The organism is Rhodococcus sp. NPDC003322 (assembly GCF_053589555.1).
The window spans coordinates 164031-176788 of record NZ_JBSFSC010000005.1 but is presented as its reverse complement, the minus strand read 5'-3'; the positions used below and the strand labels follow the sequence as shown (position 1 = coordinate 176788).

The following is a 12758-nucleotide window of genomic DNA, read 5'->3' as shown; positions in this document are numbered from 1 at the left end:
TCGGCCGGCAGTGTCAGCCGCACCTCCCGGGGCTCGGCCGCACTCACCGCGGCGTCGAGCGGCGCCTGCGGAGCGTGCACCGGCTCGGCCTGCGACACGAGCAGCGTCGGCCCGTCGACGCCCGCGAGGGCGCTGTTCCAGGCGCCGAGGGCGGATTCGTGGTCCTGCGCGGTCAGCCACGCGAGGTAGTCGCGGTAGTCGCCCACCGGCGCAGGCGCGCCGTGCGTGCCAGACGGTGGCTCGCCTTCCGTGCCGTACAGCGTGAGCAGCTCCGCGAGCAGCAGCGGCGTCGACCAGCCGTCCAGCAGGATGTGGTGGTGGGTGAGCAGGAGCCGATGCTCGTCCGCGCCCGTCCGGATCAGCGTGAAGCGCAGCAGCGGCGCACGGTCCATCGCGAAGGGCGTCGCCCGATCCTCCGCGAGCAGCTCCCGCCACCGCTCCCCGGCCGCGGGCCCGTCGAGCCCGGACAGGTCGATCTCACGCCACGGCACCGAGACTCGGCCTGCGACGACCTGGTACACGTCGCCCTCGTCGTCGTCGACGAAGCACGCCCGCAGGTTCGGGTGGCGATCGAGCAGGGTCCCCGCGGCGCGGCGCATCCGTTCGCGCGACGGCCTGCCGTGCAACCCGACGACGAGCTGGACCGTGTACGCGTCCACCGAATGCTCCGCGAGCTGCGCGTGGAACAGCAGTCCCGCCTGCAGCGGGGTCAGCGGCCACACATCGGTCAGCCCGGGTCGTCGTGCCTCGAGGGCGTCGATCGTCGACTGGCCGAGCGGGACGAGATCGACGTCCGACGGGGTGAGCCCGCCCGCACCGGGCGTATGGGCGTACACCGCGAGCGCTCCCAGCGCGCGGTGCCACAGGTCGGCGAGCCGGTGCACTGCGTCGGCGTCGAGCACCCCGGCCGGAAATGTCCAGGACGACTGCAGGACCGCGCCTCCCGGCCGCTGCACGAGACCGGCCGAGATGTCGACGACGGCCGTCGCGGGCATCCGTGGGTCGTGGCCGCCGCCGAGCCCGTGCCGCGCGCTGGGCCGCCACGCCTGCGGATCGTCGCCGGCCCCCGCGGCCGTCCGGTCGACGCCCGCCATCCTGCCCAGGTAGTTGAAGACGATCTGGGGGTCGCGCCACCCGCGCACCGTGGCGCCCTGTTCTCCGGCGAGTTCGCGGAGCAGGCCGTACCCGATGCCCCGATCCGGGATCGCCCGCAGCGCCTCCTTGACGAGTTTGACCGCCGCACCGGCCGCCGGCCCCCCGGCGAATGCCGCGCCGAGGTCGATCGACGACAGATCCGGGTGCAGCGGCGACAGCGTCGTGAACCAGCCGACCGTCCGGGTGAGGTCCGCACCGGGGACCGCTTCCTCTTCCCGCCCGTGCCCCTCGACTCCGAGCAGGACGTCGGACCGCGCGACGCCTCGCTCGCTGCGCCAGCGGACCACTGCCATCGCGAGGGCCGTGAGCAGCCCGTCCAGCACGCCTGCGTGGAGCGACTCCGGCACCGCCGTGATCACGGCCTCGGTGACCTCTGGTGGCGCCTCGCTGGTGACCACCTCGCTGGTGGCAGCGACGTCCCGCGCCGGATCGAGCGGCCGCGACCCGATCGGCGGATCCGCGACGCCGCCCAGGATCCGCTCCCACAGCGGTAGTTCGCCGACTCGCTGTGGGGCGGCCTCGTCCAGCGCGAGGGCCCATCGCCGCATCGACGTGCCCACCGGGGGCAACTCGGGCACCCGCCCCTCCGACGCCTGCGCCCACGCCGAGGCCAGGTCCTGCACCAGCACGCGCCAGGACACTCCGTCGACGACGGCGTGGTGGATGACCAGCAGCAGTCGTCCGGTGCCGGACGGCCCGTCGAACCACACGGCCTGCACCATCGTGCCGGTGGCCGGATCCAGGCGATCGGCCGCGGCCTCGGCCGCCGCGGCCGCGAGGGCGTCGAACTCCTCGTCGTCCACCGAATCCACCGGAATCCGCGCCAGAACGTCCTGGGCGGTGACGCTGCCGGGGCCGGGAACCGTCATCCGCCAGCCACCGGGGCGAGCGGAGCGACGGGGAGTGTCATCCGGGCGAGCGGAGCGACGGGGTGTGTCACCGTCGGTGCCGCTGTCCGGTCCGAGCCGGGCCCGGAGCATGTCGTGCGTGTCGAGGACGGCCTGCACCGCGGCCTCGAGCGTGGGCCGGTCGACCCCGTCGGGCAGTACCAGCAGGACCGACTGGGAGAACCGGCCGATCCGGCCCGCGCTGCGGCGGAGCATCCACGCGAGGATCGGGGTGATCGGCACCTCCCCGACGCCACCGCCGGGCAGCTCGTCGAGGGTCGGGTGGCGTGTGGCGGTGTGCGAGTCCGCCACCGCGGCGAGCCCGGCGACGGTCGGGTGGTCGAACACGTCCCTCGGTGTGAGGAGCAGTCCCGCCGACTTCGCTCGCGCCACCAGTTGGATGGACATGATGCTGTCTCCGCCCATCGCGAAGAACGAGTCCTCCACGCCGACCGTGTCGAGTCCGAGAACTTCCGCGAAAAGCAGCACCAGGTTCTCCTCGGCCGCATTCCTCGGGGACCGGCCGGCGGACGCCTCCACTGCGAGATCGGGCGTCGGCAGCGCGGTCCGATCGAGCTTGCCGTGCACGGTCATGGGAAGTTCGGGGAGCACCACGATGTGCGCGGGAACCATGTACGCGGGCAGCCGCGCGGCGAGGGCCTCGTGCAGGTGCGCGGTGTCCACCACGGCTCCGCGGGCGGCCACCACGTACCCGATCAGCCGGTCGCCCCCGCGCCCGACCGCGCGCACGTCGGCCACAGCGTGTGCGACGGATCCGTCTGCCGTCAGGCACGATTCGACTTCACCGAGCTCGATGCGGGTGCCGCGGACCTTGACCTGCCGGTCGCCGCGCCCCAGGTAGACCAGCGGGCCGTCGGCGGTCCAGCGCACGACGTCACCCGTGCGGTACATGCGTTCGCCTGGATCGCCGCCGGGGTCGGCGACGAAGCGGCCGGCCGTCAGCCCCGGACGCCGGTGGTAGCCGCGGGCCAGCGCCGGGCCCGCGAGGTACAGCTCGCCGGGCACGCCGACCGGCACGGGCTGCAGCCTGCGGTCGAGCACCCGCAGCCGGAATCCCGGTGCGGGGCCGCCGATCGTGATCGGATCGCCGGGGGACATCGGATCGCTGACACTGGCGGCGATGGTCGCCTCCGTCGGACCGTACGCGTTGTACAGGTGCCGTCCCGGGGCCCAGCGGGCGACCACACCGGGCGGGCACGCCTCGCCGCCCGTCACCACGCACGCGAGGTCGTCGAGTCCGGCCGGGTCCGTCGCCGCGAGGGCCGTGGGAGTGAGGAAGCAGTGGGTCACGCGTTCGGCCACGAGCAGCTCCCTCAGCTCGTCGCCGCCGTACACGGTGGGCGGCGCGATCACCAGGGTGCCCCCGACACCGAACGCGAGGACGAACTCGAGGATCGAGGCGTCGAAGCTGGGCGAGGTGAAGTGCAGTGTCCGGGAGCGCGGTGTCGTCCGGCCCAGCCGCCGGGCGTGGTCGGCGAACGACGCGAGACCTCGGTGAGTGACCGTGACGCCCTTCGGTATTCCCGTCGACCCGGAGGTATAGATCAGGTAGGCCGCCTGGTCGAGGCGCATCCGCGCGGTCCGTTCGGTGTCGGCGATCGGTGTCGCATCGGTGTCGACGATCGGTGTCGCATCGGCGTCGACGATCGCTGTCGCAGGGTCGTCGAGCACCCACCAGTTCGGCTCGTCGGGCAGGGCTTTCCGGGACCGCGCGACGGTCAGGCCGAGCACCGCACCCGAATCGCCGAGCATGAACGCGATGCGGTCGGGTGGGTGCGCCGGGTCGACCGGGAGGAAGGCCGCCCCGGTTTTCGCGACGGCCCACAGGCCGAGGACGTACTCGGCGCTGCGGGGCATGCCAAGCGCCACCACCGATCCGGGTCCGACGCCGGCGGCGATCAGTTCGCGGGCGAGCCTGGTCGACGAGTGGTCGAGGTCGCGGTAGGAGATGTCGTGGCCGTCGATCCGGATGGCGGCCCGCTGCGGATCGATCGCCGCGCCCGCCGCGAGGATCGCGGCAAGCGTGCGCGGCGCTGCGCCGGGCGCGCCCCGTACCGCGGTGAGCGCGGCGCGCTCGGCAGCGCCCAGGATGTCGATGTCCGCCACCGGCATGTCCGGGGTCTCGGCGACCGCCTCCAGGATCCGCACGAACCTGGCGGCGAAGGTCCGCACGGTGGCCTCGTCGAACATGTCGGTCGCGAACACCAGGCCGGCCGACATTCCGGCCGCGCCGCCCGCGGCGTCGAACTCCTCGGCCATGGTGAGCTGCAGGTCGAAGTTGGCGACCGCGTCGCCCGGATCGAAGTCCCCCACCCGCAGATCGGGCAGCGCGAGCTCCGGCCGCGTGATGGTGCGGAACTCCAGCATCACCTGGAACAGCGGGGTGTGTGCGGGCGAGCGCGGCGGGTCCAGCGCCTCCACGACCCGTTCGAACGGGATGTCCGCGTGCGTGAACGCGCCCAGGTCCGCCTCCCGGATCCGCTGCATCAGCTCACCGAACGAGCACGCTCCACCGATGTCGCATCGCAGCACGAGGGTTCCCACGAACATCCCGACCATGTCGTCGAGCGCCGCGGCTCCGCGCCCGGCGATCGGGGTGCCGATCGCGATGTCGTCGGAGCCGGTGAGCCGGGACAGCAACGCAGCGAACGCCGCGTGCACCACCATGAACACGCTGGCGTCGTGCCGGTGGGCGAGCGCGATCAGGCTCCGGTGCAGCCGCTCGCCGACCGTGAACTCGACGCGTCCGCCGGAGGGCGAGCGGACCGCGGGCCGCGGCCGGTCGCTCGGCAGGTCCAGCACCGCGGGCAGGCCCGACAGCGTGCCGGCCCAGTACTCGAGTTGACGGGCGAGCGGCGACGACCCGTCGTCCTCGCCGCCGAGCCAGTCGCGTTGCCACAGTGTGTAGTCCGCGTACTGCGCGGTCAGCGCCGGCCACCTCGGCGCGGAACCGTGCAGGCGGGCCGCGTACGCCGCGGCCACGTCCCGCGCCAGCGGATTCAGCGAGAAGCCGTCCGCGAGAATGTGGTGCATCGCCACGGTGAGCACGTGGTGCGTCTCGTCGACCCGGAAGAGGCGTGCCCGCAGCGGAATCTGCTCCGCGACGTCGAAGCCGCGTGTCAGCGTCGCTCGCACCCGGGCGCGCAGGTCGTCGGCGTCGCGCACCGTGACGACCTCGAGTCGGGGCTCCGCGAGCCCGACCGGCAGGATCTGCTGGCAGGGCCCGTCGTCGGTGAGCGGGTACACCGTGCGCAGGGATTCGTGCCGGGCGACGACGTCGCCGAGCGCGGCCCGCAGCGCCGGTGCGTCGAGCTCGCCCGCCAACTGCAGCGAGAACGAGATGTTGTACGCCGGGGACTGCGGATCGAACTGGTTGACGAACCACATCCGCTGCTGCGCCGGGGACAACGGGATCCGGGCCGGCCGGACGCGCGGACCCAGCGGAGGCCGCCGCACGCCGCTGCCCTCCCCGCCGACTCGCCGGGCGAGTTCACCGACGGTGGGGCCGTCGAACACGTCCCGAATGCCGAGCGCGGAGCCGGTCGCGTCGTTGATCCGGGCAACCAGTTGCGCCGACACCAGCGAGTTGCCGCCGAGTGCGAAGAATCCGTCGGCGACACCGACCCGATCCACCCCGAGCAGGTCGGCGATCACCCCCGCCACGATCTCCTCGATCGGGTTGCGCGGCGCGACGTAGGCGTCCCCGACGTCACCGGGGAGCGGCAGGCTCGCGCGATCGAGTTTGCCGTGCGCGGTGACCGGAAGTCGATCCAGGATCATCACCGTCGACGGCACCATGTAGCCGGGAAGGGACTGGGCGACGGACGCTCTCACCTCGTCCGGATCGAGTGCCGCACCACCGGCGGGCACGGCGTAGCCCACCAGCCGGATCCCGACGGGTCCCTCGTCGGCGAGCGCGACCGCGGACGCCACTCCCGGCACCGCTGCGAGCGCCGCCTCCAGCTCGCCCAGCTCCACCCGGTATCCGCGTACCTGCACCTGGTCGTCCCTGCGGCCGGCGTACTCGAGCTCGCCGTCCACCCGCCACCGGCCCAGATCGCCGGTGCGGTACATCCGGGTTCCGGACCCCGACGGGTCGGCGACGAACCGCGTCGCGGTCTCCCCGGCCAGACGCGGGTAGCCGCGTGCCAGCTGGGCGCCCGACACGTACAGCTCCCCCACCACGCCGGGGGGGACCACGTGCAGTCGCTCGTCGAGCACGCGCACCCGAAGCCCCGGCAACGCGCGGCCGATCGACCGTCGACCCCATGCCCCGGACGCCCCGCCCCCCGGTGCCCGCGACAGTGGGCAGTGGGTCACGTGCACGCAGGTCTCGGTGATCCCGTACATGTTCACCAACCGCGGATCCGAATCCCCGTGGCGGGAGAGCCATTCGGCCAGCTGACCCGGGTCCAGCGCCTCGCCGCCGAAGATCACGTACCGCAGTCCCAGCACCGCGGCGTCGCCGTCCCGTGCGCGGGCGCGGTCGGCCTCGGCCAGCTGGCGGAAGGCACTCGGGGTCTGGCACAGGACCGTGACCGCCTCGGCCTCCAGCAACCGCAGCAGGTCGTGCGGCGTGCGGGCCGTGGTCGGGTCGACCAGTACCACGGTGCCGCCGTGGATCAACGCGCCCCACAGTTCCCACACCGCGAAATCGAAAGCGTACGAATGGAACATCGTCCAGACGTCGTCGCCACCGAATCGGAAGTACTCGGCCGCATTGGTGAACAGTGTGGTCACACTTCGGTGCGACACCGCCACTCCCTTGGGCCGTCCGGTCGACCCGGAGGTGTAGATCACGTACGCGAGCGAGTCCGGGTACAGCGGCGCTCCTCGGTCGGCGTCGGTCACCGGCGCCGGCGACTGTTCGCCGAGCGCGGTCGCCACGCGGGGATCACCGAGGTCGAGTACCGGAACGTCGGTGCGACGCAGAGCCGTACCGGTCGCGGCGCCGTCGACGAGCACGCACACCGGGGACGCGTCGGCGATCATGTAGGCGATGCGGTCCGCCGGATAGTCCACGTCCACGGGAACGTAGGCGGCGCCGGTCGTGAGGACCGCGAGGAGGGCGACCGGCAGATCGTCCGAACGCGCCATCGCGACCGCGACCAGAGAGCCCGGTCCCACTCCGTGGCCGATCAGCAAGCGGGCCAACCTGTTCGCGCGCGCGGCCAGCTCGCAGTAGCGGACGCGGGTGGCCCCGCCGACGACCGCGCACGCGTCCGGGTTTCGCGCCGCGGCACTCGCGAACAGCTCCGGCAGGGTGGCCGCCGGCACCACGCGGCGGGGCGGCTCCCGCGTCGCGAGGGCAGTTTCCCGCTCGCCGGTGATCACGATGTCGCCCACCACCGCGGTCGGATCGGTGGCCGCCGCGGCGAGGACCCGCACCAGCCGATCGCCGATCCCGGTCACCGTGGCGCGGTCGAACAGGTCCGTCGCGTACTGGAGGGACACGGACAGGCCGGCGGCGCGGCCCGAGTCGTCGAACCGTTCCCGCACTCCCAGTTGGAGGTCGAACTTGGCGACACCCGGATCCACTTCGACGGCCTCGGCGGACAGTCCCGGCATCGCCACCGTCGTGGGCGCGCCGTGCTGGAACTCGAGCAGCACCTGCACCAGCGGCGCGTGTGTGGGCGACCGGTCCGAGGCGAACTCGTCGACCAGTCGCTCGAAGGGCAGGTCGGCGTGCGCGAGCGCGCCCAGGTCGGTCTCGCGCACCTGCGCGAGGAGATCGCCGAACGTGGCCTCGGGCCGGACCGTGCTGCGCAGGACCAGCGTGTTGACGAACATGCCGACGAGCTCGTCCAGCTCGGGCTCGCCGCGACCGGCGACCGGGGTGCCCACGGCGACGTCGCGCCCCGCGCCGAGCCGCGCGAGCAGGACCGCGAGCGCGGCGTGCAGGACCATGAACAGGGTGCAGCCGTGTTCGCGGGCGATCCGGACGAGGTCGCGGTGGATCCCGGCCTCGACGTCGAACTCGACCCGGTCTCCGGCCGCTGTGGTGCGCGGCGACCGCGAGCGGTCGTGCGGCAGCGCGATCGCCGCCGGAAGGTCGGCCAGCCGGTCACCCCAGTAGGCCAGTTGCCGGGCGGCGAGCGAGTGCGGATCCTCCTCGGCGCCGAGCAGTTCGCGCTGCCACAGGGTGTAGTCGGTGTACTGCACCGGCAGTGCATTCCACTCGGGCGCGCCCCCGGCAGCCCGCGCCGCGTACGCCGCCGCCACGTCCTGGGCCAGCACTCCGGCGGACTGCCCGTCCGCCGAGATGTGGTGCAACACGACGGCCAGGACGTGCCGGCGCGGCCCGGTCCGGAACAGGGTGACTCTCAGCGGAACCCGGTCGCGGACGTCGAAGCCGACGGCGGCCATCGCCGCGAGCGACTCCGCCACCCGTTCCGGATCCACCGCGACCGGTGTCAGGTCCACCGGTGCATCCGACGCAGGCAGGATCGCCTGGTACGGTCCCCCCGCATCCGAGGGGAACACCGTGCGCAGGGTCTCGTGCCGCCCGATCACGTCTCCGAGCGCCGCCTGCAGCGCGGCGGGGTCGAGTTCACCGGTCAACGTCACCGCGAAGGGAATGTTGTAGGCCGGCGACGCGGTGTCGATCTGGTTGACCAGCCACATTCGCCGCTGCGCCGGGGACAGCGGGAGCCGGTCCGGGCGCTCCCTGGGCACCAGCGCGGGACGGTCCGGCACCGGCCGACCGGTGTCCCCGCTCTCGAGCATTCGGTCGACGCGAAGCGCCAGCCCCCCGACGGTCGGTTCCGCGAAGAGGTCACGCACGCTCAGCTGCAGCGGCAGCGCGGCATTCAGCCGTCCGATCACGCGTGTGGCGACGAGGGAGTCGCCGCCGAGATCGAAGAAGCTGTCGTCGACACCGACCTGCGCCTCGCCGAGCAGGTCCGCGAACACCGCCGCGATCGTTTCCTCCGTCGCGGTGCGCGGCGCCCGGTACCCGGCGGCGACCCCACCGAAGCGCGGCTCCGGCAACGCCCGTCGGTCCAGCTTGCCCGCGGGGGTGAGCGGCACCCGGTCGAGCGTGACGAGGGCTGCGGGCACCATGTGCGGGGGCAACGACTCGGCCGCGTGCGCGAGGAGCCCGGCCTCGTCGATCGCGGCGCCTGCCGCGGGCAGCACGTAGCCGACCAGCGCGAGGTCACCGGAGGGACGGGGCCGCGCGAGTGTCGCCGCGAACGCGACACTCGGGTGCGACCGGAGCACGCTGTCGACCTCGCCCAGCTCGATCCGGAAGCCTCGTATCTTGACCTGGAAGTCGCTGCGGCCCAGGTACTCGAGCTCGAGGCCTGTCGTGGTCGCGCCACTCACCCGCGTCCACCGCACCAGGTCGCCGGTCCGGTACATCCGCTCACCGGTCGCGCCGAACGGGTTCGCCACGAAACGGTCCGCGGTCTGCGCAGGCCGGTGACGGTATCCGCGGGCCAGACCGTCGCCCGTCAGGTACAGCTCCCCCACGACACCCACCGGCACCGGCTGCAACCGGGCGTCCAGGACGATTTCACCGCACCCGCGGGACGGCCCGCCGATGGTGACGGGGGCACCGGGCCGCAACGCGGTGCTGATGCCGGCGACGACGGTGGCCTCGGTCGGGCCGTAGGCGTTGAACATCCGGCGACCCGCTCCGCGGGAACTCGGGGATGTCGGCGCCTCGCGGGAACTCGGGGATGTTGGCGCCCCGCGGGAACTCGGGGAGGCCGGTGCAGCCCACTGTCGGACCAGGGCGGGCGGACACACGTCACCGCCGGTGACCACGCATTCGAGGCGGTCGAGTCCGGCGGGATCGACGGATGCCAGCGCGGCTGGGGTGACGAAGGCGTGCGTGACCCGCTCGTGGCGCAGGAGGTCCGCCAGTTCCTCACCGCCGTACATGTTCGGCGGGGCAACGACCATCGTTGCGCCGGCTCCCGCGGCCATCATCAGTTCGAGCACGGACGCGTCGAAACTCGGCGAGGAGAAGTGCAGGGTGCGCGAGTCCGCGGTGACCGCGAACCGTTCCCGTTCCTCCGCGGCGAGGTTCGCCAGCCCGCGGTGGGTGACCGTCACCCCCTTGGGCCGTCCCGTCGAGCCGGACGTGTAGATCAGGTAGGCCGCGTCGTCGAGGTGCACCGGGCGGACCGCCGCGCCGCGAGTGGCAGGGGGCTGCGGCGTGACGATCGGGTCGTCGAGGACCAACCACACGGTGGTGTCGGGCAACCGGCTGCGGTGGGCGCGGACCGTCAGCCCGAGAGCGGCGCCGGAATCGGTGAGCATGTGCATGATTCGCTCCGGCGGGTAGCTCGGGTCGACCGGCAGGAAGGCGGCTCCGGTGCGAGCCACGGCCCAGATCGCCGCCACCGATTCGATCGAACGCGCAATTGCCAGGGCCACAACGGAATCCGGGCCCACTCCGTGATCGAGCAGGCGCCGTGACAGTCCGCCGGCGAGTTCGTCGAGTTCGCGATAGGTGAACCGGCGCCCGTCGGGCGCAACGACCGCCTCGTGGTCCGGATCGACGGCCGCGGCGTCGGCGAGAATCTGGGCGAGGGTCCTCGGGGCGGCGGCGCGCGGACCCTGTACCGGGGTCAGCCCCGCGGACTCCGCTGCACTCAGGACGGACACGTCCCCGACGGGCCGGTCCGGATCCTCGGTGACCGCGGCGAGCAGACGCTCGAACCGGTCGATCAGGGCGGCGACGGTGTCCTTGTCCAGCACGGCGTCGTCGAAGGTGAGCCGTGCATCGATGCCGGCAGGCGTGCCGCGCGCGGTGAAGCGCTCGGTGAGGTCGACCGTGAGATCGGTGTCCTCCGGGACGATCGCGGCGGACTCCGCGGTGTGGACGCCGAAGGCCACGCGTGGACGGGGAGCGCCCAGGGTCTCGATCACCTGATCGAACGGGATCTCCAGGTGCGCGAAGGCGCGACGCTCGCGGTCGCCGGTCTCGCGCGCCAGATCGGCGAACGCGGCGGACGGGTCGATCCGGGTGCGCAGGGCCACGGTCGTGGCCACCGGACGGTGGTGCTCGTCGGCCCCGTACGGCACGGTGGCCGCGACGACGACGTCGTCGATGCCGGTGAGCCTGCTCAGTACCGCGGCCAGCGCGGTGTGCAACATGGTGAACGGTCCGGTGCCGAATCCGTGGGCGAGCGCCGTGACGGCACCGTGCAGGTCTCGGTCGAGCCCACGTACCACCGAGTCCCGTCCGGCCCGGCCGGTCGGCGTCGCGCCCGCCCGGGGCAACACCGCCGATGCCGGCTGCCCGGACAGCTCGTCCGTCCAGAACGCCAGCTCGGCCCTCTCCCGCAGCATCCGCGTCCCGATCGATGCCGACTCGGCATGGATGGCCGCCAGCGCGGTCGTCGGCTCCGCCGCGAGCAACGCCTCGAGGAACTCGACGAAGCGCCTGTGATGGGTGCGCAGCTCGTCCGCGTCGTATCTGTTCGGGTTGCCGCGGAAGTCGACCAGCGTTCGGGCCGGCGAGCCGCTCTGATAGATGTTGACCAGCAGGTCCTGGACGGGCCCGGAGGTCACGATGCGGTACTCGCCGACGATCTCTCCGAGGGTGATCTCCTGACGGAAGAGCATCACGTTCACCATCGGCCCGGACAGTCCCTCCCGTGGCCCGGTGAACCCGGCATCGCGCCGAATGTCCTCGAGGCTGCACCGCTGGTGACGCAGTGCACCCATCATTTCCAGTTGCACCCGCCGGACGAGGTCGGCAACCGTGTCGTCGGGATCGACGGTGATCCTGAGCGGGGCGACGTTGACGAGCATGCCACCGGAGTGCTGCAGTGGCGCCGTGGTGCGCGCCGACACGGGTATGTTCACGAGGACGTCACGGTCGCCCGTCATCCTCGACAGATAACAGGCGAATCCCGCGACGAGCACCGCCGCGGGCGTGGCGCCGACAAGCACGCCGGAGGAGTTCAGCCGATCGAGCGCGACATCGCTCAGGGGCGCGCTCTCGAGACGGCTGCGGGCCGCGGCGGGGCCGTCGCGGTGCGCGAGAGTGGTACCGGCTTCGATCCCGCGCACGTGCTCGGCCCAGTACCTCCGGTCTGCCGCGAACCGGCTCGACGAGCGGTACTTCTGATCCAGCTCGTAGAGCGTGTACAGGTCGAGAGCGCGGTTCGGTTCCGGCTCGGTCCCCGTGGCGGCTGCCGTGTACAGGGCCGCGATTCGGTTCACCATCGTCATCCCGCTGTAGCCGTCGAGCGCGACATGGTGGATTCGCGTGTACCAGAGATGGTCCCTGTCTCCGACCCGGAGAATCGTCATCTCCACCAGGCGGTCCCGCGTCAGATCGATCGGGGTGACGTAGTCGTTGTCGATCCACTGGTGCGCGGCGCCGATCGGGTCCGCCTCCCGCCTGAAGTCGAAGAACTCGATCGTGGTGTCGATGGAATGGTCGACCATCTGGCGTGGTTCCCCGTCGACGTCCACCAGGCGCAGGAACGGAGACTGGAACTCGCGTGCCGCGGTCACCGCCGCCGCACGCAACCGCTGGACGTCGAGGTCGCCGTGCAGTTCCACGTACTGGGCGATGAAGATGGGGGCCGTGGGGATCAGTTGCTGACCGAACCACACCCGTCTCTGGACCGCAGACAACGGAAACGCATCCGACGAGCCGTCCGGGTGGTGTGCGACGGCCTGCGGCTGCGCGGCGTCTCGGTGTGGATCAGGCGATGAGAAATCCTTCAT

At 72.4% G+C, this 12758-nt stretch carries 1 protein-coding gene (only partly in view); it reads right to left on the bottom strand.

Going from position 1 to position 12758, the window contains the following annotated elements:
* A protein-coding gene (locus ACWDUM_RS20285) for a non-ribosomal peptide synthase/polyketide synthase (RefSeq protein ID WP_450135328.1) crosses the window boundary here: on the bottom strand, positions 1 to 12758 show its 5' end (the start). Its footprint begins 14344 nt before the window's first position; the window shows 12758 of its 27102 coding nt (coding positions 1–12758); its start codon is at positions 12756 to 12758; the stop codon falls past the left edge of the window.